This window comes from Halomonas sp. AOP7-E1-9 (genome assembly GCF_052376035.1).
Classification (GTDB): Bacteria; Pseudomonadota; Gammaproteobacteria; order Pseudomonadales; family Halomonadaceae; genus Vreelandella; species Vreelandella citrativorans.
Map to the genome: position 1 here is coordinate 1 of NZ_JBQSVC010000038.1, position 25230 is coordinate 25230.

Annotated in this window: 24 protein-coding genes, 7 tRNA genes and 1 pseudogene; 23 read left to right on the plus strand and 9 right to left on the minus strand. The window is 54.2% G+C overall.

All coding sequences use genetic code 11. The annotated features are described in order from the left end of the window. The first annotated feature begins 91 nt into the window (after positions 1-91). Positions 92-1105 (plus strand): quinone-dependent dihydroorotate dehydrogenase, encoded by a 1014-nt coding sequence (locus tag ACT3R4_RS15995; protein ID WP_441680132.1) that lies wholly within the window; start codon positions 92-94, stop codon positions 1103-1105. Positions 1106-1186: 81 nt separating this feature from the next. On the opposite strand, the gene rmf is transcribed toward ACT3R4_RS15995, so the two are convergent. Then, a complete protein-coding gene (gene rmf / locus ACT3R4_RS16000; protein WP_087106179.1) occupies positions 1187-1396 on the minus strand; it encodes a ribosome modulation factor in 210 nt (69 codons plus the stop codon). A gap of 325 nt (positions 1397-1721) precedes the next feature. On the opposite strand from rmf, the gene rlmKL reads away from it, so the two are divergent. Both rlmKL and ACT3R4_RS16010 read left to right on the plus strand, forming a co-directional pair. Beyond that, on the plus strand, positions 1722-3944 hold the full coding sequence (gene rlmKL / locus ACT3R4_RS16005) for a bifunctional 23S rRNA (guanine(2069)-N(7))-methyltransferase RlmK/23S rRNA (guanine(2445)-N(2))-methyltransferase RlmL (RefSeq protein ID WP_441680142.1): 2223 nt from the start codon (positions 1722-1724) through the stop codon (positions 3942-3944). Between the two features lie 19 nt (positions 3945-3963). Then, positions 3964-4299, plus strand: coding sequence for a glutaredoxin family protein (locus ACT3R4_RS16010; protein WP_441680134.1), 336 nt, complete (start codon positions 3964-3966; stop codon positions 4297-4299). Between the two features lie 17 nt (positions 4300-4316). On the opposite strand, the gene ACT3R4_RS16015 is transcribed toward ACT3R4_RS16010, so the two are convergent. After that, a complete protein-coding gene (locus ACT3R4_RS16015) occupies positions 4317-4598 on the minus strand; it encodes a hypothetical protein (protein ID WP_018916661.1) in 282 nt (93 codons plus the stop codon). A gap of 187 nt (positions 4599-4785) precedes the next feature. Here ACT3R4_RS16015 and pdxB point away from each other — a divergent pair, with 187 nt between their 5' ends. Continuing rightward, entirely contained in the window at positions 4786-5934 is a 1149-nt protein-coding gene (gene pdxB / locus ACT3R4_RS16020; protein WP_441680136.1) for a 4-phosphoerythronate dehydrogenase PdxB, read from the plus strand. 61 nt (positions 5935-5995) lie between these two features. On the opposite strand, the gene htpX is transcribed toward pdxB, so the two are convergent. The 4 genes from htpX to msrB all read right to left on the minus strand — a co-directional run bounded on the left by htpX (position 5996) and on the right by msrB (position 9808). Further along, positions 5996-6901 carry a protease HtpX gene (gene htpX, locus ACT3R4_RS16025; protein ID WP_441680137.1) on the minus strand — a complete coding sequence of 302 codons (906 nt, stop codon included), beginning with the start codon at positions 6899-6901 and terminating at the stop codon, positions 5996-5998. Between the two features lie 92 nt (positions 6902-6993). Next, positions 6994-8286 (minus strand): pyridoxal phosphate-dependent aminotransferase, encoded by a 1293-nt coding sequence (locus ACT3R4_RS16030; RefSeq protein WP_441680139.1) that lies wholly within the window; start codon positions 8284-8286, stop codon positions 6994-6996. 57 nt (positions 8287-8343) lie between these two features. Continuing rightward, complete coding sequence (gene ylqF, locus ACT3R4_RS16035; RefSeq protein ID WP_441680140.1) at positions 8344-9303, minus strand: ribosome biogenesis GTPase YlqF; 960 nt, start codon at positions 9301-9303, stop codon at positions 8344-8346. A gap of 106 nt (positions 9304-9409) precedes the next feature. Then, positions 9410-9808 (minus strand): peptide-methionine (R)-S-oxide reductase MsrB, encoded by a 399-nt coding sequence (msrB, locus tag ACT3R4_RS16040; RefSeq protein ID WP_172117166.1) that lies wholly within the window; start codon positions 9806-9808, stop codon positions 9410-9412. Between the two features lie 250 nt (positions 9809-10058). Between msrB and ACT3R4_RS16045 the strand changes: the two genes are divergently transcribed. From ACT3R4_RS16045 to ACT3R4_RS16070, 6 genes are all read left to right on the plus strand, one after another. After that, positions 10059-10134 (plus strand) — tRNA-Glu (locus ACT3R4_RS16045). 24 nt (positions 10135-10158) lie between these two features. After that, a tRNA-Gly gene (locus ACT3R4_RS16050) sits at positions 10159-10233 on the plus strand. 80 nt (positions 10234-10313) lie between these two features. Next, a tRNA-Glu gene (locus tag ACT3R4_RS16055) sits at positions 10314-10389 on the plus strand. A gap of 24 nt (positions 10390-10413) precedes the next feature. Continuing rightward, a tRNA-Gly gene (locus tag ACT3R4_RS16060) sits at positions 10414-10488 on the plus strand. Positions 10489-10511: 23 nt separating this feature from the next. Continuing rightward, positions 10512-10587, plus strand: a tRNA-Glu gene (locus ACT3R4_RS16065). 23 nt (positions 10588-10610) lie between these two features. Beyond that, positions 10611-10685: transfer RNA gene (locus ACT3R4_RS16070), tRNA-Gly, on the plus strand. A gap of 181 nt (positions 10686-10866) precedes the next feature. Here the strand turns inward: ACT3R4_RS16070 and ACT3R4_RS16075 are convergent. Next, complete coding sequence (locus tag ACT3R4_RS16075; protein WP_441680091.1) at positions 10867-12492, minus strand: methyl-accepting chemotaxis protein; 1626 nt, start codon at positions 12490-12492, stop codon at positions 10867-10869. Between the two features lie 283 nt (positions 12493-12775). Between ACT3R4_RS16075 and ACT3R4_RS16080 the strand changes: the two genes are divergently transcribed. The 10 genes from ACT3R4_RS16080 to arsJ all read left to right on the plus strand — a co-directional run bounded on the left by ACT3R4_RS16080 (position 12776) and on the right by arsJ (position 20266). After that, on the plus strand, positions 12776-13744 hold the full coding sequence (locus tag ACT3R4_RS16080; protein WP_441680089.1) for an ABC transporter ATP-binding protein: 969 nt from the start codon (positions 12776-12778) through the stop codon (positions 13742-13744). Beyond that, positions 13741-14514, plus strand: a complete 774-nt coding sequence (locus ACT3R4_RS16085) for an ABC transporter permease (RefSeq protein WP_172117164.1) — start codon at positions 13741-13743, stop codon at positions 14512-14514. The genes ACT3R4_RS16080 and ACT3R4_RS16085 overlap by 4 nt, the downstream gene beginning before the upstream one ends. 35 nt (positions 14515-14549) lie before the next feature. Then, positions 14550-15383, plus strand: coding sequence for an NADPH-dependent 7-cyano-7-deazaguanine reductase QueF (queF, locus tag ACT3R4_RS16090; RefSeq protein ID WP_441680087.1), 834 nt, complete (start codon positions 14550-14552; stop codon positions 15381-15383). A 47-nt stretch (positions 15384-15430) separates the two neighbouring features. Next, the gene (locus tag ACT3R4_RS16095) at positions 15431-15991 is read left to right on the plus strand and encodes a nitroreductase family protein (protein ID WP_193054853.1); all 561 of its coding nucleotides are present in this window, start codon (positions 15431-15433) and stop codon (positions 15989-15991) included. 14 nt (positions 15992-16005) lie between these two features. Next, positions 16006-16509, plus strand: coding sequence for a YiiD C-terminal domain-containing protein (locus tag ACT3R4_RS16100; RefSeq protein WP_441680085.1), 504 nt, complete (start codon positions 16006-16008; stop codon positions 16507-16509). Positions 16510-16616: 107 nt separating this feature from the next. Then, positions 16617-16704 (plus strand) — tRNA-Ser (locus tag ACT3R4_RS16105). 494 nt (positions 16705-17198) lie between these two features. After that, positions 17199-17618: an arsenate reductase/protein-tyrosine-phosphatase family protein gene (locus tag ACT3R4_RS16110; RefSeq protein ID WP_441680083.1), complete on the plus strand. Its 420-nt coding sequence runs from the start codon at positions 17199-17201 to the stop codon at positions 17616-17618. A gap of 18 nt (positions 17619-17636) precedes the next feature. After that, entirely contained in the window at positions 17637-17981 is a 345-nt protein-coding gene (locus ACT3R4_RS16115) for a metalloregulator ArsR/SmtB family transcription factor (protein WP_496201236.1), read from the plus strand. Between the two features lie 14 nt (positions 17982-17995). After that, complete coding sequence (locus tag ACT3R4_RS16120; RefSeq protein WP_441680079.1) at positions 17996-19003, plus strand: ArsJ-associated glyceraldehyde-3-phosphate dehydrogenase; 1008 nt, start codon at positions 17996-17998, stop codon at positions 19001-19003. 12 nt (positions 19004-19015) lie between these two features. After that, on the plus strand, positions 19016-20266 hold the full coding sequence (arsJ, locus tag ACT3R4_RS16125; protein ID WP_441680077.1) for an organoarsenical effux MFS transporter ArsJ: 1251 nt from the start codon (positions 19016-19018) through the stop codon (positions 20264-20266). Between the two features lie 40 nt (positions 20267-20306). Here arsJ and ACT3R4_RS16130 read toward each other — a convergent pair whose 3' ends face one another. After that, a complete protein-coding gene (locus ACT3R4_RS16130; RefSeq protein WP_441680075.1) occupies positions 20307-20969 on the minus strand; it encodes an NADPH-dependent FMN reductase in 663 nt (220 codons plus the stop codon). 476 nt (positions 20970-21445) lie between these two features. Between ACT3R4_RS16130 and ACT3R4_RS16135 the strand changes: the two genes are divergently transcribed. The 3 genes from ACT3R4_RS16135 to ACT3R4_RS16145 all read left to right on the plus strand — a co-directional run bounded on the left by ACT3R4_RS16135 (position 21446) and on the right by ACT3R4_RS16145 (position 24409). Beyond that, positions 21446-22936 carry a SulP family inorganic anion transporter gene (locus tag ACT3R4_RS16135; protein WP_441680073.1) on the plus strand — a complete coding sequence of 497 codons (1491 nt, stop codon included), beginning with the start codon at positions 21446-21448 and terminating at the stop codon, positions 22934-22936. A gap of 19 nt (positions 22937-22955) precedes the next feature. After that, entirely contained in the window at positions 22956-23813 is an 858-nt protein-coding gene (locus ACT3R4_RS16140; protein ID WP_441680071.1) for a universal stress protein, read from the plus strand. Between the two features lie 98 nt (positions 23814-23911). Continuing rightward, a complete protein-coding gene (locus ACT3R4_RS16145; RefSeq protein WP_441680069.1) occupies positions 23912-24409 on the plus strand; it encodes a hypothetical protein in 498 nt (165 codons plus the stop codon). On the opposite strand, the pseudogene ACT3R4_RS16150 reads toward ACT3R4_RS16145, so the two are convergent. Then, positions 24395-25210: pseudogene (locus ACT3R4_RS16150) on the minus strand (IS30 family transposase). The gene ACT3R4_RS16145 and the pseudogene ACT3R4_RS16150 sit on opposite strands and share 15 nt — an antisense overlap. Between the last annotated feature and the right edge of the window lie 20 nt (positions 25211-25230).

Below are 25230 nucleotides of genomic sequence, written 5' to 3' on the forward strand. Positions count from 1 at the left end.
CGTAGCTTCTGGATAAGCGCGAGCGCGGTGCGCTAAAAGGGCAGGATGCGCTATACTCTGCGCCGCCCATTCTCCTGGAGAGACTCTGTCGATGTATTCACTCGCGCGCTCGCTGTTCTTTCGTATTGACCCCGAAACCTCACACGGGTTGGCGCTGGGGGCGTTAGACGCAATACAACGCGTGGGCGGTATACGCCCTTGGGTGGGCAAGCCAATCAAGGATCCTGTTGAGCTGATGGGGTTGCGCTTTGCCAATCGCGTGGGGCTTGCTGCGGGGCTTGATAAAAATGCCGATCACCTGGATGCGCTCGGCGCGCTGGGTTTTGGTTTTGTTGAAGTGGGCACGGTGACGCCCAAGGCGCAGCCGGGTAACGCCAAGCCGCGCTTGTTCCGTTTGGCGAGCCATGGCGCCATCATTAACCGCTTTGGGTTTAATAACAAAGGGGTTGAGCACTTAACTGAGCAGGTGAAAAAGCGCCGCTATCAAGGCGTGGTGGGCATTAACATCGGCAAAAATCTGACCACCTCGGTTGAAAATGCCCTGGAGGATTATTTAGCCTGCCTGAATGCCGTTCACCCGGTCGCTGATTATATTACTGTGAATATTTCTTCACCCAATACGCCGGGGCTGCGTACGCTGCAGTTTGGTGAGCAGCTGGATGCGCTATTAGGGCCAATTCGTGAGCGTAGCCGGTTGCTGGACGCTGAAGCAAACCGCAAGGTACCGCTACTGATTAAAATTGCCCCGGACATGAGCGAAGAGGAAGTCGCGCTCGTGGCCGGTAGTATTGCTCGCAATGAACTGGACGGCGTCATCGCGACCAACACGACCGTTTCCCGTGAAGCGGTCAAGAGTGACCCTCAGGCGGAAGAGGCGGGAGGGCTTTCGGGAAAACCCGTTTTTGAACCCTCTAACGTGATTATTCGTCTGCTGCGTCAGCATCTGCCAACGCTACCGATTATTGGCGTAGGCGGGATTGATAGCGGTGAAACCGCAAAAGCCAAAATTGCGGCGGGTGCTGATTTGGTTCAGCTCTATTCAGGCCTAATTTACCAAGGCCCAGCGCTTGTGAACGAATGTGCCAGCGCGCTAAAAACGCAGTAATTCGCGAGGCTTTGATGCTAAAAAGCCCGCTTTTAAGCGGGCTCCATGTTCCAAAATGTAGATTAAGGAAGTTATAACCGGTTAGGTCATGACCATGGGATTCTTGTGGATACCGGAAACGCCGGTCATACCGTCCCATTGGTCTCCGCGACCTTCACGCCAACCGCTCATCCAGTACTCGCGTAAATTAACATCTTGACTGGGACATTCATCACGGGAGCGGCCGATAACACCTGCTTTGTACCCGTGAACATAAGCCCGCTGGAAGCGGTCACGTTTTTGTCGTTTCATTGGCTAACCTCTTTTCATGAAAGCCTTTAATAAGAAATAGTGCACTATGCCTTAGTGGCGTTAGGCTCCTATTTCGAGAGCTAACCTCAAGAGCAGGCAGCCAGCATGGTACTTTTGTCTAGCACTCACGTGCTGAACCGACCAAGCGGCGCCCCAAACAAGCCATAGGTCATAAATGGCCTGGACAAGCAACGCATGCGTTTTTAGTAGCTACTCTCTTATTCTTAGATCAAGATGGGGGCACTTGTCGACCCCCAAATTGTCATAAGATGTAAATACATTTGCCATATATAGGAATATCGCGCGGTTACGCGCTGCCATGACTATGACCGAAACGAGTCAAAACGCCCCCTTGAACCTGTTGGCGACCTGCCCGAAAGGCATTGAAGGCCTGTTGGCCGATGAGCTGGCAGCGCTAGGCGCGACGCCTGGAAAGACCACGGTGGCAGGCGTGTACTTCACCGCCAGCCAAGCCATCGCCTACCGTGTATGTTTGTGGTCACGGCTTGCCAACCGGGTCATTCTGCAGCTCGTTCGCGAGCCGATGATTGAAACGCCCGAGCAGTTACGCGATGTCGTTGCCCACATTGCCTGGACCCAGCATTTGGCTGTGGGCAAAACCCTGGCCGTAGATTTTCATGGCCGCAGCGACCACATTCGTCATACCCGGTTTGGCGCGCAAACGGTGAAAGATGGCGTGGTAGATTCGTTGCAGCTTGCCGGGCAAGAGCGACCATCCATTGATACTAAAACGCCCGACTTGCGCCTGTACGCACATTTGCACCGGGCGAATCTCACGATTGGTATCGACCTCTCGGGCGAGAGTCTTCATCGCCGCGGCTATCGTCGCGACGTAGGCCATGCACCGCTGAAAGAGAACCTGGCGGCCGCACTACTCATACGCGCGGGCTGGCCCGAGCGAGCCAAGGCTGGCGAGCCGTTGATCGACCCACTGTGTGGCGCGGGCACGCTGCTGATTGAAGCGGCGCTAATGGCCGCCGACCAGGCGCCTAACCTGGACCGCGAACGCTTTGGCTTCAAGGGCTGGGCCGGGCACGATGAAGCGCTCTGGCTTGAGCAAAAGCGCGAGGCCGAAGCGCGTGCTTCTATTGGCCGTAAGCGGTGTAAAACGCAGCTGCTGGGCTTTGACCAAAGCCCAGCAGCGCTTTCTGCGGCGAAAACCAACGCGATGCGTGCAGGCATTCCAGCGCTGATTACCCTGCACGGGCAAAGCCTTGCTCAGCTAACCCGGCCCGAGACGCTCACGGCAACAAGTGGGCTGTTGATCACCAACCCGCCGTACGGCGAGCGGTTGGGGGAACTTCCCGAACTGGTACGCCTTTACGCCCAACTGGGCGAAAAAGCCAAGGCACTGTTTCCAGGTTGGACGCTGGCAATGTTTACCGGCAACCCCGACCTGGGCCACCGTTTGGGGCTGCGCGCGCACAAGCAGTATGCGTTAAAAAATGGTGCGCTGGATGCCAAGCTGCTGCTGATGGATATCGGCACGTCAACGGCCAATAATGATGCTCAGGCAGAAGGGCAGCCCACCGATCAAGCGCCTGCTGCTACGCAAGCTGCTCCACAGCAAGCGTCGCGTGCGGTGTCCGAAAACGCCCAGATGTTTGCTAATCGTCTGGTTAAAAACCAGAAGCGCCTCAAAAAATGGTTAAAGCAGAGCGGTGAAACCTGCTACCGGCTCTATGATGCCGACATGCCTGAGTTTGCGCTGGCGATTGACCGCTATGGCGACCGTGTACACGTTCAAGAGTACGCCGCGCCAAGCTCTATCAACCCGGCTCAGGCACAAAAACGCCTGTTTGACGCCTTGGAAGTGTTGCCTGATGCGTTGGGCGTTGACTCCAGCAAGGTGTATATCAAGCGTCGTGAGCGGCAAACCGGCACCGCCCAGTACCAGAAGCGTGATGCCAGTGGCGAGCGTTTTGACGTGCGCGAAGGCGATGCGCGGTTGTGGGTTAACCTGCGTGACTACCTGGATACCGGGCTGTTCCTGGACCACCGGCCGGTGCGCCGCATGTTGGGTGAAATGGCCAGCGGCAAGCGCTTCTTAAACCTGTTTTGCTACACCGCCACGGCCACGGTGCAAGCCGCGCTGGGCGGCGCCAGCGACAGCGTTAGCGTGGATATGTCCAATACCTACCTTGAGTGGGCAAAAGACAACTTTACGCTGAACGAACTCGACCTGCGCCTGCATCGCGTGGTGCGTGATGATTGCTTCCGCTGGCTGGAAACCGCTAACGCCGAGTTTGACCTGATCTTTATGGATCCGCCGACGTTCTCCAACTCGAAAAAAATGCGCGATACGCTCGACGTACAGCGCGACCACCCTCGGTTGGTCGAACTTGCTATGGCGCGGCTTGCGCCTGGCGGAACGCTGGTGTTTTCGAATAACCAGCGTCGCTTCAAGCTTGATGATGCACTTGGCGAGCGCTATGCGGTGGAGGAGATTACCTCGCGTACCTTCGACCCTGACTTTCAGCGGCGCACCAATATGCATCACGTGTTCCTGCTGCGTCACCGCAGCTAGGGCGTAAGGGCTTGCAGCGGTGATCTCGCTTACGCTCTACACTACGCTGGGTTGCCATCTGTGCGCCCAGCTGGAAGGCCTGCTGGCAGCGCTTGCCAATCAACCGGTGGCGCTGCAACGCATTGAAATCAGTGATTGCCCGGAGTTACTAGCACGCTACGGCGAGCTTATTCCGGTTGTGGCGGATAGCCAGGGGCATGAGCTGATACGCGGTTTTGAGGTAGAGTGCTTAAGCGCTTGGTTGCGTCAGCGCAGCTGGCTAAGTGAGCACGCGCTAACACGCCTGATGCAACCTGATGAAGCGCCGCCAAAAGGGCGTTATGTTCGCAACGGGCGGCGTTTTCTGGGTGAGTGATGACTTACTGGGGGCACTTAAAGCAGGTCAAGCAGCGAAAGCTGGCGCATCGCTTCCTGGCCTTCTGGAGTATGGTCATCAACGTCCAGTACTTTATGAAACCCGCGTGACTTTTGAATGGTCGTCTCATCTTCCAGCCACATCTGTGCCTGCTCAAGCGTGTCGGCCAGTTGATGTTTTAAGCCGCCAAACTGCGTGCCGATTTGCCCCCAGGCGCGACTAAAAATCCAGTCGCCAAACATATCCTGGTGAATATGAACCAGCACATAGTCGTGGTCGGTTTCCCACCTTACGATCACAAGCTTACTCCCACGGTTGTTCTTGACACTGGCTTACCCATTAGGCACTCCTTGTCCTGAATACTCTTTTCCAATTTGATGCGGCGGACGGTATTGTAAAGCGGGTTATCGCAAACGCCTATCTTTGCTTATGAAGCGTTTTTCTGTGGAGAGGCTTGCCTGTCCTGCGGACTAAAAGGATCACGTTGTGAAGCTGACTTTAGATGCCAATATACCCGCCGCCGAACGCTGCTTTGGTGATTTTGGCTCAATCACCCATCTGCCAGGGCGTGAAATAAGCGCGGCGCACGTCAAGGACGCGGATGCGCTGATTGTGCGCTCCATCACCCAGGTCACTGCCGCGCTATTGGCAGACAGCGCTGTACGCTTTGTCGGTACCTGTACGATAGGCACCGACCATATTGATCACGCCGCCCTGGCTGAGCGCGGTATTACCTTTGCAAGCGCGCCTGGTTGCAACGCTGAAGCGGTGGTGGACTATGTGCTCAGCAGCTTGCTAACGCTGGCTGAGCGCGATGGCTGGTCGCTGCTCTCAAAAACGGTGGGCATTGTGGGCGTCGGCAATGTAGGCAGCCGCTTGCTTGCCCGCCTTAATGCGCTGGGCGTCAACACACTTGCCTGTGACCCACCCAGAGCAGGGCAGGAGGGCGAGCAGGGCTTTGAGGCGCTGGATACGCTGATCGATCGTTGCGATATTCTCTGCCTGCACACGCCGCTGGTGTCAGATGGGCCGCACGCCACGTATCAGCTGCTGAATGCTCAGCGCATCAATGAATTAGCGCCTGGCACGGTATTGCTAAACGCCGGGCGGGGCGACTGTGTTGATGGGTTGGCGCTGCGTGGTCGGTTAGCGGGTAAAGGCGATATTACCGCCGTGCTGGACGTGTGGGAGAGCGAGCCAGACATTGACGCAGGGCTGCGCGACCTGGTGGCACTTGCCACGCCGCATATTGCTGGGCACAGCCTGGACGGCAAGCTGCGCGGTACCTGGATGATTCAGCAGGCGTTAGCCAGCCATCTTGGTACTCCCAACCATGACGCGTTTGCCGATATCTGCCCGCTGCCAGCATTGGCGTCATTGCATTTGCAGGATGCACTGCCGGTCGAGGATGCACTGCGTGTGTGCATGCGTGCGGTGTATGACGTGCGCCGAGACCACGATAGCCTGCAGCGCCAGGCGCTTTTGCAGGGTATCAAGCAGGGCTTTGATACCTGCCGAGCCAATTATCCACTACGCCGTGAATTTACCACGCTGAACGTGCAGTTATCGGGCAGTGCGGTTGATCTTGAAGCGCCGTTGAGTGCCGCGGGCTTTCACGTCTCACGGTTATTCTAACGCGTAAAAAGAACAGGCCCGCTAAGCGGGCCTGTTGCGACTAAATACGTTGCGGATATTTTTATTGACGGTAAGCGGCTTCTTTTAGCGCACGAATACGGTCATCCAACGGCGGGTGGCTGGCAAAAAGTTGTTCTACCAGCGAGCGTGTTTGGCCTTTGGTGATCGCCATGGCACGTAGGGTGTCGGGCATTTGGCCCGGCATTTCTGTTTCCGCTTTCAAGCGGGCCAGGGCATTCACCATGGAGCCTGTCCCTGCTAACCGAGCACCGGCCTCATCGGCACGGTATTCACGATAGCGAGAGAACCAGGCAACGATAGCCGACGCCACAATCCCGAACACAATTTCTGCGACAATCACGACCGCGAAGTAACCCATAAAGCCCAGGCCACCTTCGCCGCCGCTGCGGCTTTTAAGAAAGCCATCCACCAACTGCGCCACCACACGGGCAAAGAACATCACAAAGGTGTTCACTACGCCCTGAATCAGCGCCAGCGTGACCATGTCGCCATTGGCGACGTGGCCAATTTCGTGGGCAAGCACTGCGCGTACTTCGTCGGGGCGCATCCGGTTTAACAGCCCGGCAGAAACCGCCACCAAAGCGTCATCTTTATTCCAGCCGGTGGCAAACGCGTTTGACTGCTGGGCGGGGAAGATGCCCACCTCCGGCGTCTTAATGCCGGCCTCGCGGGCAAGTTCAGCCACGGTATCGACAAGCCATTGCTCGGTGGCATTGGAAGGGGACTCAATAATTACCGTGCCGGTACTGCGTTTCGCCATCCACTTGGAAATAAACAGCGAGATCAGCGAGCCGACCATGCCGAAGATAAAGCAGAAAATCAGCAGGCTGGTAAAGTTGATTCCTTGGCTGCGTAAATAACCCTCAACGCCAAACAGGCGCAGTGTAATACTGGCGACAAGCAGTACCGCCAGGTTGGTGGCTAAAAACAGCACAATTCGCATCATGGTGCAGGTTCTCCCTAAGAGGACGGTAAAGCGTTACTAGAATGCTTGCTTAGATACGTACACTTCGTGGCAGTTTCAAGTCACAGCGCACGTTATTGACGGTAGCGGGACAAGAAATTACCGAACCTGTCCAGGGCGTCGCCCAGTTGATCCGCCCAGGGCAGTGTCACGATGCGCACATGATCAGGTTCTGGCCAGTTAAACGCCGTGCCTTGAACCAGTAGAATTTTCTCTTGAAGGAGCAAATCAAGAACCAGCTTCTGGTCATCTTGAATATTGAAGACCTTGGGGTCCAAACGAGGAAACGCATAGAGCGCGCCCTTGGGCGTGACACAGGAAACGCCAGGAATCGCGTTGAGTTTTTCCACCGTGATGTCGCGCTGAGCCAGTAAACGGCCACCAGGCAGGATCAGGTCATTGATCGACTGATAGCCACCCAGTGCGGTCTGAATGGCGTGCTGGGCAGGCACGTTGGCACACAGACGCATGGAGGCCAGCATGGTCAGCCCTTGGATAAAATCCTTGGCGCGCTGCTTGGCAATCGTGCCAGAAATCGTCATCCAGCCGGAGCGAAAGCCCGCACAGCGGTAGCTTTTCGACAGCCCGTTCATGGTAATCACTAGCTGGTCATCGTCGGCCAGAGCGCCGGTCGCGGTATGTTCTACGCCGTCATACAGAATCTTGTCGTAGATCTCGTCAGAGAACACCACCAGATTGTGCTCTTTGGCCACGGCTAATACGTCGCGCACCACGGCCGGTGGATAAACCGCGCCGGTCGGGTTGTTGGGGTTGATCAGCACGATCGCGCGGGTACGGCTGGTGATCTTGGCGCGGATATCGGCAATGTCCGGCGTCCAGTCGGCATGCTCATCGCACCTATAGTGCACGCCGTGGCCGCCGGAAAGGTGCGCCGCTGCCGTCCATAGTGGATAGTCGGGGGCAGGGATCAGCACTTCGTCGCCGTCGTTTAATAGTGCCTGCATGCACATCACAATCAGTTCGGACACGCCGTTGCCGATGTAAATATCTTCGATGCCAACGCCTGGAATTTTCTTGCGCTGGCACTCCTGCATAATCGCCTTACGCGCCGAGTAGAGGCCTTTGGAGTCACAGTAGCCTTGTGCCGTGGGCAGGTTGCGCATCACATCCTGCAAAATCTCTTCTGGTGCTTCAAACCCAAAGGGCGCCGGGTTGCCAATATTCAGCTTTAAAATCCGCTGGCCTTCATCCTCAAGCCGCTTGGCATGATCAAGGACCGGGCCACGGATGTCGTAGCAGACGTTATTGAGCTTGTGAGATTTTTTGAGTTCAGCAGATGACGGCTCGGCGTTTTGTGAGTCCGTATCCTGAAGCTCAGTAGGCGTTTGAAGCTGAGAGGTTTCCATGAGTGATTTATCCAAAAGTGTCCAAAGGCCGTGCGGCGGCGCCGGTCGGTTCATCCATTATGCGTCGGAAAGTGGCTGATTGTCTTCGTCGTTTTGCACAATGGGCGGCGGAATATCGTCCGGTGTTTCCAGCGTTAAACGGCCAAGCTTGCCGTCACGCAGTTCGTGTAGCAGTACTTCGGCGCCACGGTGTAAATCTACCTCGCCACCTGCGCGCAGGCCGCCCCGTTTACCGGCAATTTCTTTCAGGATGGCATAGCCATCAAACCCGGCGATTGCCAGAAAATCAGGCTTCTTCGGACCGTCAGCGTCAGCGTCCACGTCATTATCGACCGGCACTTCATACGTGGGCAATGCTTTGAGTTTGTAACGTGTGGTCAACTCGTCCGGGTAGCGCTTGGCAAGCTCGGCGCTGGTAACAATACCCACGTCGGTATACTCAATGGCGGTATCGCGAATAGCGCCGCTGGCCGCCAGCCGATAGGCGCTGGCCTGGTCTTCAATCTTGGGCCACAGCACGCCAGGCGTGTCGATCAGTGCCACGCGGCCATCAATACGCACTTTCTGCTGGCGCTTGGTGACCGCCGGTTCGTTACCGGTTTTGGCAATTTTACGCCCGGCCAGGCCGTTAATCAGGGTGGATTTACCCACGTTGGGAATCCCCATCACCATCACTCGAACGTCGCGGTCAGCACGTACGTCACCCGCTAATTCGTGGCAAAGTTTGGGAATCTTTTTTAACTCACGCGTATTGGTCGTGGTGATCGCGAGTGCCCGGGTATCGTCTTGGGCATCGAAAAAGGCCACCCATTCCGCGGTGCGCTCTGGGTCTGCCAGGTCCGCCCGGGAGAGTATTTTCAATACTGGCTTATGGCGGGTCAGCTCGGCCAGCATCGGGTTGGCGCTAGAGTAGGGCAGACGTGCGTCGAGTACTTCAATGACCACGTCAATTTCCGGCAGCGCATCCTTTATCTGGCGGCGGGCCTTGTTCATATGTCCGGGGAACCAGCCGAGCATGAGTTTCTCCTACAAGCACAAAAAACGGGCATAAAAAAAGCGAGCAACCATTCTACCAGATGGTGCTCGCCTTGCTGCGATTCGTTAAAGGGGTTAGAGGTAGCGTTTACTCGTCAGGATGAAACTCTAGCGACACTGAGTTAATGCAGTAACGCAACCCTGTGGATGCCGGCGGCCCGTCAGGAAACACATGCCCCAGGTGGGCATCACAGTGGGAGCACACTACTTCTGTGCGCACCATGCCGTGCGTGGTATCGCTATGCTCTTCAACGCAGTTTCTGCCAAGCGGCCTGTCGAAGCTGGGCCAGCCACAACCCGCATCAAATTTGTGCTCGTTTTCAAACAGCGGTGCATGGCAACAAATGCAGTGGTAAATGCCTTGAGCATCGCTTACCTGGTAGTCACCTGTAAAAGGACGTTCGGTGCCTTTCTCGCGTGCAACCCGGTACTGCTCAGGCGTCAGCTGTTCGCGCCACTGTTCGGGGGATTTTTTGATTTTGGCCATTTTAGTGTCTCCTTGCCCTCTGTGACTTGCAGGCTATCGTACTCTTTTCAATTAAGACAGCGTAGTTAAGAAAGCTAGTACTTACCCGAGTTCAGAAGGCGAATAGGGTGTAGCCACCCGCTTGAGTAGGCGTTAAGTAGTAGCAATGAAAGAGATTGGCGTATAGATAGAAAGCAGAGCGATATCATAGGGCTTGACAGAAATGCGTGCTCTGAGTAATATACGCGCCACCTCAACGAGGCAATGAAACGTCCCATTCGTCTAGTGGTCTAGGACACCGCCCTTTCACGGCGGTAACAGGGGTTCGAACCCCCTATGGGACGCCAATTACATCGTTAAGGTATCGGAGTGCGGGAATAGCTCAGTGGTAGAGCATCGCCTTGCCAAGGCGAGGGTCGAGAGTTCGAATCTCTTTTCCCGCTCCAATTTGGTCGTGTGGTTAAGCAAGTGCAGGTCGAGAGCTGGAACGCCAGCCCGGTCGAATCTCTTTTCCCGCTCCAAGTACGTCCCATTCGTCTAGTGGTCCAGGACACCGCCCTTTCACGGCGGTAACAGGGGTTCGAACCCCCTATGGGACGCCAATCCGATGGCGAGAAGTTGATTAAGCGGGAATAGCTCAGTGGTAGAGCATCGCCTTGCCAAGGCGAGGGTCGAGAGTTCGAATCTCTTTTCCCGCTCCAATCAATAAAATAGATGTTTATACGTCCCATTCGTCTAGTGGCCTAGGACACCGCCCTTTCACGGCGGTAACAGGGGTTCGAACCCCCTATGGGACGCCATCTAGTAAGTGCATGTTTACGTTGCGGGAATAGCTCAGTGGTAGAGCATCGCCTTGCCAAGGCGAGGGTCGAGAGTTCGAATCTCTTTTCCCGCTCCACGTAAACAGTCTCATTTCGTTATCCTTCCTGTTTTACCTTTCCTTCTTGTTATACGTATTGCTATCTATCTACCGTCCTTGTTGGCGGCGTTTTGCTGTGCGTGTGTTTTAGAGGCGCGTTTTGAGGGGTGGCTTACGCCCAGACAGTGCTGCCTGAACGTAAGCCGGTAATGCCGAGTGCTTAACTGAGGGTGAAGTGATTTACCACGCTGCTAAGCGACTGTGAGCGCTGTTTCAGGTCGTGGGCGGAGTTGGCGGTTTGCTGAACCATAGTGGCGTTATCCTGAGTTGACTGGTCAAGCTGTGCGATGGCCACGTTGATCTGTTCAATCCCCTGGGTTTGCTCATGCGTCGCGGCTGTAATGTCGGCGAACAGGTCATTGATGCGTTGGATCTGTTGGTCAATCTGCTGCATCCGCTCTTTAGCGGTCGTCACCAGTGAGGCGCCGTTATCCACCTGTGCATTAGAGGCGTTAATCAACGTTTTGATCTCGTGAGCGGCGGTTGCCGAACGGTTAGCCAACTGGCGTACTTCACTGGCTACCACGGCAAAACCTCGACCATGCTCACCCGCGCGGGCAGCTTCAACCGACGCATTAAGGGCCAAAATGTTGGTCTGGAAAGCAATGCTGTCAATCAGGGTAACAATGTCGGAAATTCTAGCGGCTTCAGCGCTAATTTCCTGCATGGAGGTAACGGCCTGGCCAATGGCTTGCTGGCCAAACTGAGAGGTTTCGCCTGCGTTGCGTACAAGTTCCTTGGCTTGTTCCACGTTTTCGGCATTTTGGCGCACCGTCGCGGTCACTTCTTCCATGCTGGCAGAGGTTTGCTGAAGGGCGGCTGCCTGCTGCTCGGTGCGTGATGAAAGCTCCTGATTGCCTGCGGCAATATCGCCAGAGTCATTGTCTACCGCGGCGCTGGTGGCGTGAATTTCCTGCATCGTTGCATGCAGCTTGTCACGCATTTGCTGAATATCGTAAAGCAGGCTATTGGTATCGTTGGCGCCCAATTGAACCCTTGCCGTTAAGTCGCCTTGGGCAATACGTGCTACTACCTCTGCCGCGTAGTCAGGCTCGCCACCCAAACGGCGCAGAATCAACGAGATCATGCCCCAAAAGGCCAGCGTTACCAGTATGCCGCCCACTAGGCCGACCAAAATGGTTTTGGTCAACTGGGCCATAACGGTTTGGCTGATATCGCCCATAAAAATACCGCTGGCAACATACACATCCCACGGGGCGTAGGCTTCGGTGTAAGTATGCACCAGGGGCATTTTGTCGTCGCCGCGGGCGAAGTTGGAGTAGTACTCGGAAAAGCCGTAGCCTGACTCGCGGGCGCTTTCCCGGATCAACGGAAAGATCAGCGTGCCCTTGGGGTCAGTCACCTGGGATAAATCCTGCCCCATCGGACGTTTGGGGTGGGCAAGCATCTTCAGGTCGCCGCTGAGTGCAAACAGGTAGTTATCATCGACGCCAAAGCGCACGTCACGAATGGCTTCAAACGCCTGGGTTTTGGCTTCATCAAGCGAGAGCTCACCCCGCTTGGCTCTTTCATCAAAATGCTCAAGGGTAGAAATGGCAATGTCCACGGCGGTAACCATGCGCTGTTCACGCTCGTGATAGAGCAGCGTTCGGCTTTGCAGCGCATTCACCGTAATCATGATGGCGAGTATCAGCCATAAAACGGCTACGCCAATCAGCCGTTGGCGGCGCAGAGGAAGCGCTGCCAGGCCGCGTCGGGCGGCGGACGTTGAGTGTTCGGTAGTAGCGCCTGGTTGGGCAAAGGTAACAGGGGGCTGGGCGATCATGGTGCTCACTATGGCTTTTTCTCGTTTATAAAATACGTGTTCCCTTGAATGCCGTGCTATTAATAGCGAAAGGGCATGCGCATAATACTAAAGTATTAGCCTGCGTGTCGTGCGCGACAAAACGCCGCGAATACTAATTAAAGTGGATGGATTGTTAGCGGTTTAACGAGATAGCCATAGGCGCCATGTTACGCTGGCTTGAAAAAACGACCGAATGCCCCGATATCGTTGCTTCTCACGTTTTTTTTTGTGCCCCTATTTTTTTTGCTGACAGGACATCTTTATGGCCGAACCGGCATTGTCTATCCGTGGCCTTACCAAGGTGTACGGCAACGGCTTTCACGCGTTAAAAGGAATTGATCTCGACGTCCAGCAGGGCGATTTTTTTGCCTTGTTGGGTCCCAACGGTGCAGGTAAATCCACCACCCTGGGTGTGGTGTGTTCATTGGTGCAGAAGTCAGAAGGCAAGGTGTCGATTTTTGGTATCGACATCGACAAGGACTTCGCCAAGGCCAAGTACCAGCTGGGCGTGGTTCCTCAGGAATTCAACTTCAACCAGTTCGAGAAGGTGCTTGATATCGTGCTGGCGCAAGCAGGCTATTACGGCATGACGCGCCGTGAAGCGCTGCCGCGTGCTGAGCAGTTACTGCGCGACCTGGGCCTGTGGGACAAGCGCAATGGCAACGCTCGCATGCTTTCTGGTGGTATGAAGCGCCGCTTGATGATTGCCCGGGCGCTGATGCACCGGCCCAAGCTACTGATTCTGGATGAGCCCACCGCGGGTGTGGATATCGAACTGCGCCGCAGCATGTGGGAATACATGCGCCGCATTAATCAGGATGAAGGCACCACGATCATCCTGACCACCCACTATCTGGAAGAAGCCGAAAGCCTGTGCCGTAATATCGCCATCATCAATCACGGTGAAATTGTGCGTAACACCAGCGTGCGCGAGCTATTGGCCGAGCTGAATACCGAAACCTTCCTGCTGGATCTCGCTGAGCCTGTCACGGCACCGCCGGTGATCGAAGGGTTTGAGATCAATCAGATCGAACCTACGCAACTCTCGTTGGTGATTCATCGCGGGCAGCAGTTAAACGATGTGTTCAGTGTGTTAAGCGAGCAGGGCATGCAGGTGGTTTCCATGCGCAACCGCGCTAACCGGTTGGAAGAGATGTTTGTGTCAATGGTAGAGGCGGGCAATACAGCCATCGATCAGCGCGCCGAACCCAGCAAGGAGACGCAGGCATGAATGCAACACAAACGCTCGTCGCGCTATGGACGCTCGTACTTAAAGAGATCAAACGTTTTACGCGTATTTGGCCGCAAACGCTGCTGCCGCCTTCGATCACCATGGCGATGTACTTCATCATCTTTGGCAACCTGATCGGCTCGCGCATAGGGGATATGGATGGCTTCTCCTACATGGACTTTATCGTCCCCGGCCTGATCATGATGTCGGTCATCACCAACAGCTACTCGAACGTGGCTTCCAGCTTCTTCTCGAACAAGTTTCAGCGTTCGGTAGAAGAGCTAATGGTATCGCCCATGCCCAACTGGGTGATTCTATCCGGGTTTATCCTCGGCGGCATGGCGCGCGGTTTGGGCGTGGGCCTGATCGTTACTATTGTGTCGCTATTCTTCACGCGCTTAACCATCGAGCACCCGCTTTTAACCATCCTGGTGGTGGTGCTAACCTCGGCGCTGTTCTCCATCGGCGGCTTTATCAACGCCCTGCTGGCCAACAAGTTTGATGATATCTCCATTGTGCCGACCTTTATTTTAACGCCGCTGACCTACCTGGGTGGGGTGTTTTACTCCATTTCCATGCTGCCCAATTTCTGGCAGGGCGTGTCAATGCTCAACCCGATTCTGTATATGGTGAACGTCTTCCGCTATGGGTTTTTGGGCGTGTCGGACATTCCCGTTGGTTGGGCGCTGGCGGCTATTTTGGGATTTATCGTAGTGCTGTTTTTTGCGGCACTGGCCATGCTGGAGCGTGGCAAAGGCATTCGTAGTTAACCGCACGACCGTTTTTATCAAGAGAGCGTTACCCTATGGCACACCGCCCCGATACCTTAGAGCACGCGCCCCTGGGGCGCGAATCCGCCTATCCCGAGCTGTACGATGCCGCGCTGCTGTTCCCCATCCCACGCGCCGCCAACCGCGCCCCGCTAGGGATTGAAGAGGGCAAGCTGCCCTTTGTGGGTGAAGATGAGTGGCACGCGTTTGAGGTTTCCTGGCTGAATGCCCGTGGCAAACCCATCGTGGCCGTGGCCCGCTTTCGGCTGCCTGCTGAATCGCCCAGCCTGATCGAATCCAAATCCTGGAAGCTCTACCTCAACAGCTTTAACCAAACCCGTATGGAAAGCCGCGAGGAAGTGATTGAAACGTTGCAGCGTGACCTAAGCGCGGTAGCCGGTGCTCCGGTCAGCGTGGAGCTACTCGGTGTGGAAGACGCTGAGCTTGCCCCACAGCCGCTCCCCGGCGACTGCCTGGACGAGCTGGATATCGAAGTAAGTGATTACACGCCCAGCGCTGCCCATTTGGCGGTAAGCGATGAGGTTGTAGAAGAGACGCTGCACTCGCATTTGCTTAAATCCAACTGCCCGGTGACCGGCCAGCCCGACTGGGGCAGCGTGATGATTCGCTACAAAGGCCCGAAGCTGGATCGCGAAGGGTTACTGCGTTACCTGATCGGCTATCGTCAGCATCAGGATTTTCACGAGCACTGTGTTGAGCACATCTTCACCGACCTGATGCAGCACGCCCAACCTACCGAGCTTCTGGTGCTGGCGCGCTACGTGCGCCGCGGCGGGTTGGATATCAGCCCCTGGCGCGCCACGCCGGGCCTTACGCCGCCAAGCCCGCTGCGTCTGGCAAGACAGTAAGCGACTGCGCTACAGTAGTGCCTAACTGATTGATAGGATGAAACCAAATGGATGGACTCACGCTACTTCACAGCCGTAGCTCAATGGGCAAGCTGGTTGAGCCTGCGCCCACTGCCGAGCAGATGGATGCGATTTACCAGGCGGCCCTGCGCGCCCCGGACCACAAAGAGCTGCGCCCTTGGCGGTTTATTGAGTTCACTGGGGAAGGGCGTACGCGCCTGGGTGAGCTGTTTGCCGAAGCCGAGTTCCAGGAAGACCCCAGTGCCGATGACGACACGCTAAATTCAGCGCGCAAAAAACCGCTGCGCGCGCCGATGATTATCGCCGTGATCGCCAAGGTAACGCCGGACCTGCCCAAAGTGCCCAAAATGGAGCAGGTAATTTCCGCAGGCTGCGCCGCCCATGGCATTTTGCTGGCCGCCCACGCGCAAGGGCTAGGCGCCATGTGGCGTAGCGGCAAGTACGCTTTTGACCCCGTGGTGCGCAAAGGGCTCTCTCTGGAAGAAGATGACGAAGTCGTCGCGTTTATCTACCTGGGACACCTGGGCGGGCGCCACAAGCCTTTGCCTGCGCATAACGTGGCCGACTTCGTAGAGCGCTGGGCGTAAGGAGACCAACCGCCATGCGCAAACCCGGTGTGCCTCACCCACGCTTGCCGCTGCCCGAGGGCCAGGAAGACCTGGCCGCCTTTCAAAAGTGGTTAAGCGATGCAATCCCCATGGTTGGCGCCCTGGGGATTGAAGAGATGTCGCTGCACAATCAATCGCTCACTTGGCGGCTCGCCCTGGCGCCTAACCTGAATGACAAAGGCACCGGCTTTGGCGGCGCGCTAAGTGCGCAAACCACACTGCAAGGCTGGTGCTGGGTAACGCTATGGCTACGCAAGCAGGGCATGGCGCGCGATGTAGTGGTCGCTGAAGCCACGCAGCGCTTTCTGGCCCCGGTAACGGGTGATTACCGCCTGGTATGCACGCCAGCAGAGCCTGACGGTGTTGAGAAGCTCACCAAGAAACTGGCCGAGCGAGGCAAAGGCCGCATTGCGCTCACCCAACAGCTTTACTGTGGCGATGCGCTCTGCCTGGAAGCCCACGGCAACTATGCGGTGTTATCGAGCAGCGATACCTGATGGCAAGCCACTGATTCTGAAAAAGGCTTGCTATTTGGCCGCTTAAACCATAGTATATGCGCCGTTCTGTCGCGAAAGGCACAGCCTAAGTGATTGAACCAAAATGTGGAGGGGTGTCCGAGCGGTCGAAGGAGCACGCCTGGAAAGTGTGTAAGTCGAAAGGCTTCGAGGGTTCGAATCCCTCCCTCTCCGCCACAGAATATAGAGAAAGCCCGCTGAGTAATCAGCGGGCTTTTTTTTTTTGTTGCCTGATATTTTTCAACCCACAGTTTAACCCACACCCTTCGCTTGGCTTCCAGAGGAACCTGTCGTGCTTGCTTGGACAGACTGTACTAAGCCTTACTGGTGGAAACCTATCCAGCTTTTCTCCCTTATTCTTGTAATTCCTGCCCACTGATGGATAGCGGCTGGCTTGGCTACATAAATCGGTATTCATAAAGCGGTAATACAATTGCCATTATTTATTAATATGTATATGCGAATATCCATATATTAAGACTGTTATTATTTAAACGTAAAGCCAAGCCTAGCCATTTTACTAAAGCTTATATGGCTGTAGTAATTGAACGTATAAAACTATCCTTATACGTTTTAAGAATAACCCAATGCTTGAATTTCTGGCTTTGGTCTTCGCGTATTCATAAGGCGCTAATGATGACCGAAATCGAGTGTTGATAGGAGGCTCTATTATGCGTAAGCAGCGCGTTCTATTCTTGTGTAATGCTAATTCAGCACGTTCGCTAATGGGGGAGGCCTTGCTCAGGCATATGGCTGGTGATCAATTCGAAGCCTTTAGCGCAGGTGCTGAACCCGACATGCCTCGAGAAGCTGCTCTCAATGCGTTAGAAGCCATCCACGTTAGTACGCAAGGACTTGCTAGCAAACCGTTGGAGACTTATGCGAACGAGCACTTCGATGCAGTGATTATCCTGTGCGAAAGGGCGCAGCAAAAATGCCGTGATTGGCAAGGGCTTACCGATGAGTTGGTCTATTGGGATATTCAGGATCCGCGGCTACACGATAAGCCAAGAAACTATCAGCTTGCCTTACAGGAAATCAATACCCGGTTAAAGCTTTGGATAACGATTAAAACCAAAGCCATGTCATGAGGATGTAGTTTGTCAAACTTGTTACCGACGCAATTTTTCAAATGCCTCAGCGATGAGACACGTCTCTCCCTGATATTGCTAATACATGCCGAAGGCGAGCTTTGTGTATGCGAGATGACCTATGCCTTGCAAGAAGTACAGCCCAAAATCTCCCGTCATTTGGCGCAGCTTCGTTCGTGCAATCTCTTGCAAGACCGACGCGAGGGTCAGTGGGTTTACTATGCCTTAATGCCCCAGTTGCCGAGGTGGGCGCTTTCTATACTCGATGAGGCAAACGTGGGGGCGTCTAGTCTGGTTGTCGAGGCTCGTAAGCGTTTGTCGATAATGGGTGGCCGTCCAGCGCGTCAAACCGAATATTGTTAATGAAAGGAGTTCCTATGTCTTTGCGAATTGGTATCAATGGCTTTGGCCGAATTGGGCGGCTTGCGCTGCGCAGTTTGTGGGATCGTCGATCGGTCGAAATTCAGAGAATTAATGATCCTGCGGGTACAGCCGAAACGTTCGCCCATTTACTAGAGTTTGACTCCGTACATGGGCAGTGGTCACCGTGGCCTGGTATCGAGTCCAGCAGCGAGTCCATCAGAGTAGGTGGAAAGGACATCGCCTTTAGTGGGAACCGTGATCTGGCTGACAGCGATTGGTCACAGTGTGATGTGGTCATTGAGGCGTCCGGGGTGATGAAAGATCCTCAAAAATTGCAGGCCTATTTCGATCAGGGTGTTAAGAGAGTCGTCGTCACCGCGCCGATCAAGGCACCAGGCGTGCTTAATATCGTGATGGGCGTCAATGATCATCTATATGACCCTCAGCAGCATCCTATCGTTACTGCCGCAAGCTGTACCACTAACTGCATGGCGCCTGTGGTGAAGGTTATCCATGAAACCTTTGGCATTGTTCATGGTTCGATGACGACAATCCACGACATCACCAATACACAGTCCATTCTCGACAGTCCTCACAAGGATTTGCGGCGTGCCAGAGCCAGTAGCTTGAGCCTGATACCGACCACCACTGGCTCCGCCAAAGCAATTACGGACATATTTCCTGATTTGACGGGTAAGCTGAATGGCCATGCCGTTCGCGTGCCGTTGGCCAATGCCTCTCTTACTGATATGGTTTTCGAAATCGCCTGCAACACTACGGTCGATGAAGTCAACGAGGCGCTAAACAACGCGGCGAGTGGGCCGCTTGCAGGGATTCTCGGCTTTGAAACCCGCCCACTGGTATCGGTGGATTATCGTACCGATCCAAGAAGTGCCATTGTTGATGCGCTTTCCACCATGGTGGTTAACCATACGCACGTCAAACTATACGCTTGGTACGACAATGAGTGGGGTTATACCAACCGCACGGTGGATCTGGTGCTTAAAGTTGGGCGAGGCTAAAAGAGAAACGGCATGCCAATTATCGAGCGTCTGAGATTATTGCCTTTCGAAATTCGCCAGTACCTGCTCGTTACTGGAAATTACTGGGCCTTCACACTAACCGATGGCGCCCTTCGAATGCTGGTGGTGCTGCATTTCCACCAGCTGGGCTACTCGTCACTTGAAGTGGCGATGCTATTTCTCTTCTATGAAGCTTTCGGCGTTGCGACTAATTTCGTTGGCGGCTGGCTCGGCGCCCGTTTAGGGCTCAATCGTACAATGAATGTGGGCCTTGCCCTGCAAATAGTGGCACTCGGTATGCTGCTAGTGCCGTCGGTGCAGCTGACGGTGATATGGGTAATGGCCGCACAGGCACTGTCGGGGATCGCCAAGGACCTCAACAAGATGAGTGCCAAGAGCGCGGTCAAAGTGCTGGTACCCAGGGGCAGTAGTGACACGCAGGGTGCGCTGTATCGCTGGGTAGCGCTACTGACGGGCTCTAAAAATGCATTGAAGGGAATTGGCTTCTTTCTTGGCGGCGTGCTGCTAACGTTCATAGGTTTTCGTGGTGCTATTGCACTGATGCTGGTCATGCTGATCGGCGTGCTTAGCCTTTCGCTATACCGTTTACGTGCCGACCTGGGCCGCACACAATCAAAACCCAAATTTCGGGAGGTGTTTTCCACTTCTCGTGCGGTCAACGTGCTTTCTGCGGCAAGGCTTTGCCTGTTCGCCTCTCGCGACGTGTGGTTCGTCGTCGCGCTGCCCGTCTATCTCTATGAACAGCATGGGTGGGGTTATTGGGCCGTAGGCGCAATGTTAGCGGGCTGGGTTATCGGTTATGGCGGGGTGCAGACTCAGGCGCCCAAGATTACCCGGCTCATCCATGGTAGCTCTAGAGCCATTACCGTTGGTTGGGCGCTCGCTCTGGCAGGGTTACCTGCCGTCTTGGCGCTTCTGCCGATCAATGATGACGTTTTCTGGCTTGTGGCAGGTTTGCTTCTATTCGGCGTAGTGTTCGCAATCAACTCAAGCTGGCATAGTTATTTGATTGTTCGCTTTGCGCGTACCGACGGCGTCTCGATGGATGTCGGTTTTTACTATATGGCGAATGCCATGGGACGGCTTATTGGCACGGTGCTGTCCGGCTGGTTGTATCAGGTGTATGGCCTCACGGCTTGCCTCTGGGTCTCGGCAGGGCTGGTCGTTGTGAGTGGTGTCCTTGCGCTGGGGTTGCCAGCAGACACCACTGAGCCTAATGAAACTGCTGGGGGAGGGCGCTGATAACAAGTAAAGCGCAATGCCCCGGCATCAAAGCCTTTCGTTAGTCGGGTGCATTGCGTTGCTGTGGGTCGTGGGTGAAATTGCCAATGAGTTTATGGGGATCGACAACTTCGCGATGCTGTCGCACGGCTTCAGCCCACCAAAGCAGCTGTGACGAGCCGCGCTGCCAATAGCTTTTCCACTTTTCGGTGTTCTGTTGCGGGTGGCATTGACCCTCGCTATCCAGGACATCCGCTGCACGTGGCACATGAATCATTGCCGATACGGGCAGGCACCCAAGCTCGGAGAGAAAGGCGCGCATGCCTATGGCCGCGCGTACACCGCCCCATTGTCCTGCCGAGTAGGTCACGATGAGGCTAGGCTTGTAAGCGTAAAGTGAACTGCCAAAATGGTTGAGTAAATGCGCCAGTGCAGGGCTCAAACTGTGATTGTACTCGGGACTTACCATCACATAGGCATCGGCGCGCTGAATCTTATCGGCCAGGGCGTCGAGCTCTTTCGGGGCACTGCCGGAGGCATAGGCAAAATGCGGCTTGAACACTTCTCCGGTTGGATAATCCAGCGGGTCAATTAACTCGACGTCGTCGTCTGCATACTCTTCCTTGAAATGAGACAGTAAGGCAGTGGCCACCCTGGCTCCCAGGCGTGAAGGTTTCGGCGGCTGACTCTCCCTTGTCGAGCCTAAAAAAATCAGTACTTTCATAAGTGATCTCCTTGCTTGCCGCATAAATAAACTATGCAGTACTAAATTGAGGGACAGCAGCCCTGACCAGTTTATTACTAGCACTCTACTTTAGTGGGATAGCCTGCCGTACTCACGCACGTTGCAAGGCTCTCTCCCATGTGCAGGCCAGCAAAATAACTGATAAGATGTTGCACTTTACCGCACCTTGCTACTAGCAACCGAGCAGAAGTGTACAAATGAACCTATCAAATATTTTCTTTTCAGGGCTGATGACTCCGCCCTAACCCACCTCCTAGGCGGTGATTGCATCACGATCCCTGTGGTGTCTTCACTTCGCGGCAATACATGACTTACGCCCCACCGGTGTACTGTAACGCCCGCTAAAACCAGCTCACATTGATGACGATGTTACTCCCTCTCAACGAAACCTTACGCGTTTCCGTTGTGCGAGCGAGTGCTGCGCTGAATTTATCTCCTATGATGGACCCTTACGCATGTACGAAAAGTTTAAACAATCTTGGCTCTCTAACCTGAAGGGCGACACCCTTGCCGGTGTAGTTGTGGCCTTAGCGCTCATTCCCGAAGCCATTGCCTTCTCTATAATTGCCGGTGTTGATCCTAAAGTGGGGCTGTATGCCTCGTTTGCTATTTGCGTGATTATTGCGTTTACCGGTGGCCGCTCTGGCATGGTATCAGCTGCAACAGGCGCTATGGCGCTGCTCATGATTACCTTGGTCAAAGAGCATGGTTTGGAGTATCTGCTAGCGGCGACATTGCTAACAGGTGTTCTGCAAATAATTGCGGGTTACCTACGCCTAGCGGAACTGATGCGCTTTGTCTCACGCTCAGTGGTAACCGGTTTTGTGAACGCGCTGGCAATACTTATCTTTATGGCGCAACTACCTGAATTGACGGACGTAACATGGCATGTATACGCCATGACAATAGCGGGATTGGCGATCATTTACGGTTTTCCCTATGTACCCGTCATTGGCAAAATGATCCCGTCCCCTCTTGTATGTATCGTTGTACTCACAGCTGTTTACATGATGACTGGCATGGAGATTCGCAGCGTAGGTGACATGGGTGAGTTACCTGATAGCCTGCCTATCTTCCTCTGGCCAGATGTACCGTTAAACCTTGAGACGCTGATGATCATCTTTCCTACAGCGCTAATGTTAACGGTAGTGGGTCTGCTTGAATCCATGATGACCGCTACGATTATTGATGATTTAACTGACACACCAAGCGACAAAAATCGCGAATGTAAAGGCCAAGGCATTGCCAACATCGGCTCTGGGTTAATCGGTGGCATGGCAGGCTGCGCCATGATTGGTCAATCAGTCATTAACATCAAATCGGGCGGCCGTCGCCGCACCTCCACCTTGGTCGCAGGTATTGCACTGCTATTAATGGTGGTCTTCTTAGCCGATTGGGTATCACAAATTCCCATGGCGGCTTTGGTGGCAGTCATGATCATGGTATCGATTGGTACCTTCAGTTGGGACTCTATTCGTGACCTCAAGAAACACCCAATGAGCACCAATATCGTCATGCTTGCGACCGTTGTTGTCACAGTAGGGACCCATAACCTAGCCATCGGCGTCTTCGTAGGTGTATTACTGGCAGCCATGTTCTTTGCTAATAAAGTCGGCAACATTATGTATGTTGGCTCCAAAGAAGTAATCGCTGGGAAAGAACGTGAATACCAAGTGGTCGGACAAGTGTTTTTTGCTTCATCCGAGCGCTTTATAGCAGCATTCGATTTCAAAGAGAGCATCGACAAGGTAACCGTTAACCTATCGAAGGCACACTTCTGGGATGTAACCGCCGTTCAAGCGCTTGATCGCGTGGTGATCAAATTCCGCCGCGAAGGCACAGAGGTTGAACTCGTCGGTTTGAGCGAGGCCAGTGCGACGGTGGTGGATCGCTACGCTGTGCACAACGATCCTGAAGCCGTCGAAAAACTAATGGGCGGCCACTGAGCCAAGCAAGGAGACCATCATGACTGAACATGTACTCGCGGCCGTTGACGGTTCGCAGTTTTCCGAAAGCGTATGCGACTATGCTGCTTGGGCAAGTCTTGCCCTCAATGCGCCGCTTCAATTTGTACACGTAGCTGATAACCATTCTGAAGTACCAGAAGAGCAAAATTTATCAGGTAATCTGCGCTTCGGGACCCGGGAGCGCTTGATGAAAGAGCTTTCTGAGCTGGATGAACAGCGTGCCAAGGTAAATCGCGAGCAAGGCAAATTAATGCTTGAAGCCGCTAAAGCTCGTGCGCTGGAAGATGGTATTGATGATCCCGTTATTCGCCAGTTAAACGGCACGCTAGTGGAAACACTGGTAGAGCTTGAAAAGGATGTACGTTTGCTGGTGGTGGGCAAACGTGGCGAAACGGCTCACCAAGCAAGCGGGCATCTGGGTTCTAATCTAGAGCGTGTGGTGCGTGAAATGCATCGCCCAATTTTGATGGTGCCGAAGACGTTCAAACATCCTGAAAAAATCCTGATTGCGTTCGATGGCAGTAAAACCGCCCGTAAAGGGGTAGAAATGCTTGCGCGGTCTCCGCTATTTGCTGGCAAAGAGTGCCATGTACTAATCGTGGGGGCTGATACAGCAGAGCACCACGGAGAGATAAATTGGGCGTTGAATACGCTGCAAGAAGCAGGCCATCAAGCCGAGGGGGCTATTCGCGCCGGTGAGGTGGATGAAGCTTTGCAAGCTTACGAGCAGGAACATGGTATCGACCTACTTGTCATGGGGGCCTATGGACATTCACGAATTCGACATCTGCTAATAGGAAGTACGACGACAGCGATGTTGAGAGGTAGCCACATACCTGTACTGATTTTGCGTTAAAAGGCCGGAATAAACACTTAAAAGTTAATCTAGTTTTTTACCCTCTGCCGGCCCTCAAACTTGAGTGTGCCGGCTTTTTGGGTTTTAAGGAGATGCTAATGAAAACCTGGCAACTCGGTAAAACACAGATCAACATCAATCCAGACAGTGCGTGCGAGAAAGCTTATGTAGAACCAGCTACACAGGCACAAATTGAAGCGCTTGGGAAAGTAGTAATTGGCGAAGCTTGGATGACCTCACAACCCTATAGCAAAGGTCCGATAGTGATTAAGTTTGCGCCGCCGCAAGCAGACCTGCCTAGTAATAAAACTGAGCAGAGCGCGCTTTGGGAAAGGTGTTATCGAAAAATTATTATAATTTCAGAGCGAGAAGAGCTAACTTCGCTATCACTTCCTCTACCAGGAGAAAATCCACATGTAGCAGGAAGGAGGGACGCGTTTGAGCAAGCTATTTTGGGCTTATGCACCCAGTTAAAGCAAGCAAGATGGCTTCAGCGCCTTGATATATATGCAACAGATGAGTCACAAGCTTTTGAAGCAATAAAAAAATCACGGCGGATGCAGACTCTGAGTGCAACACCGTCATTGGATGGTTGATGGGCTTTCATGATACTTGGCCATTAGTTCGCTCATCACTTCTATTGGGCATTTAAAATCAAAGCGTTTTCGAGGCCGCATATTCAGCTTGAAGGCAATGGCGTCCAGTTCTTCCTGACTGTGCTCTGAGAGGTCCGTTCCTTTCGGTAAATATTGACGAATAAAGCCATTGATATTCTCGTTGGCACCCCGTTGCCAAGGGCTGTGGGGGTCGCAAAAGTAAATCGCAACGCCGGTTTCTTGGGTGATTTTTGCATGCTGTGACATTTCGCGCCCCTGATCATAGGTCATGATTTTCCGGGCGGCCCTCGGCATCCGGTTCAAGGCGGCACTGAAGCCTGCTACAGCTGATGTGGCGGTGGCGTCGTCGCATTTTTGCGAGGATTAGATAGCCACTGCTGAGCTCTACCAAGGTGCCCACAGCAGACGCATTACTCTTGCCCTTGATCAGATCGCCTTCCCTCTGGGCCGGCACACCAGTGGCCGGGCATTTCACGCTTATCTATCTCGGGCGGACGTAAGTGAATGCTGACCATGCAACGTATGAACGATGAGATCAAAACGCTCGGTGCCTGGCAGCAACTTATGCTTCGGACGGCAGGCCACTCGACGCTTTTCTCGCTGATGCTGGGCGTGCCGGGCACAGTAACTGTTCTGGGCCATTTGGTTACGGCGTATTTCACGAGAAATCGTTGAAGGAGCTCGTCTTAGGAGCTTGGCGATATGCCGTAGGCTCATCCCTTGGGCTTGACCCACCTGGATGCTGACACGTTCTTCAATACTGAGTTCGATGTATGACATGGGGCAACACCTTAGCGAAA

Excerpts from the sequence above, each read along its gene's own strand:
- ACT3R4_RS16075 (WP_441680091.1), bottom strand. The coding sequence starts at position 12,492 with ATGATCGCCCAGCCCCCTGTTACCTTTGCCCAACCAGGCGCTACTACC.
- ACT3R4_RS16120 (WP_441680079.1), top strand. The coding sequence starts at position 17,996 with ATGTCTTTGCGAATTGGTATCAATGGCTTTGGCCGAATTGGGCGGCTT.
- ACT3R4_RS16080 (WP_441680089.1), top strand. The coding sequence starts at position 12,776 with ATGGCCGAACCGGCATTGTCTATCCGTGGCCTTACCAAGGTGTACGGC.
- ACT3R4_RS16085 (WP_172117164.1), top strand. The coding sequence starts at position 13,741 with ATGAATGCAACACAAACGCTCGTCGCGCTATGGACGCTCGTACTTAAA.
- rlmKL (WP_441680142.1), top strand. The coding sequence starts at position 1,722 with ATGACCGAAACGAGTCAAAACGCCCCCTTGAACCTGTTGGCGACCTGC.
- htpX (WP_441680137.1), bottom strand. The coding sequence starts at position 6,901 with ATGATGCGAATTGTGCTGTTTTTAGCCACCAACCTGGCGGTACTGCTT.
- arsJ (WP_441680077.1), top strand. The coding sequence starts at position 19,016 with ATGCCAATTATCGAGCGTCTGAGATTATTGCCTTTCGAAATTCGCCAG.
- ACT3R4_RS15995 (WP_441680132.1), top strand. The coding sequence starts at position 92 with ATGTATTCACTCGCGCGCTCGCTGTTCTTTCGTATTGACCCCGAAACC.
- ACT3R4_RS16095 (WP_193054853.1), top strand. The coding sequence starts at position 15,431 with ATGGATGGACTCACGCTACTTCACAGCCGTAGCTCAATGGGCAAGCTG.
- msrB (WP_172117166.1), bottom strand. The coding sequence starts at position 9,808 with ATGGCCAAAATCAAAAAATCCCCCGAACAGTGGCGCGAACAGCTGACG.
- ACT3R4_RS16030 (WP_441680139.1), bottom strand. The coding sequence starts at position 8,286 with ATGGAAACCTCTCAGCTTCAAACGCCTACTGAGCTTCAGGATACGGAC.
- ACT3R4_RS16135 (WP_441680073.1), top strand. The coding sequence starts at position 21,446 with ATGTACGAAAAGTTTAAACAATCTTGGCTCTCTAACCTGAAGGGCGAC.
- ACT3R4_RS16130 (WP_441680075.1), bottom strand. The coding sequence starts at position 20,969 with ATGAAAGTACTGATTTTTTTAGGCTCGACAAGGGAGAGTCAGCCGCCG.
- ACT3R4_RS16140 (WP_441680071.1), top strand. The coding sequence starts at position 22,956 with ATGACTGAACATGTACTCGCGGCCGTTGACGGTTCGCAGTTTTCCGAA.
- ylqF (WP_441680140.1), bottom strand. The coding sequence starts at position 9,303 with ATGCTCGGCTGGTTCCCCGGACATATGAACAAGGCCCGCCGCCAGATA.
- ACT3R4_RS16100 (WP_441680085.1), top strand. The coding sequence starts at position 16,006 with ATGCGCAAACCCGGTGTGCCTCACCCACGCTTGCCGCTGCCCGAGGGC.
- rmf (WP_087106179.1), bottom strand. The coding sequence starts at position 1,396 with ATGAAACGACAAAAACGTGACCGCTTCCAGCGGGCTTATGTTCACGGG.
- queF (WP_441680087.1), top strand. The coding sequence starts at position 14,550 with ATGGCACACCGCCCCGATACCTTAGAGCACGCGCCCCTGGGGCGCGAA.
- ACT3R4_RS16145 (WP_441680069.1), top strand. The coding sequence starts at position 23,912 with ATGAAAACCTGGCAACTCGGTAAAACACAGATCAACATCAATCCAGAC.
- ACT3R4_RS16110 (WP_441680083.1), top strand. The coding sequence starts at position 17,199 with ATGCGTAAGCAGCGCGTTCTATTCTTGTGTAATGCTAATTCAGCACGT.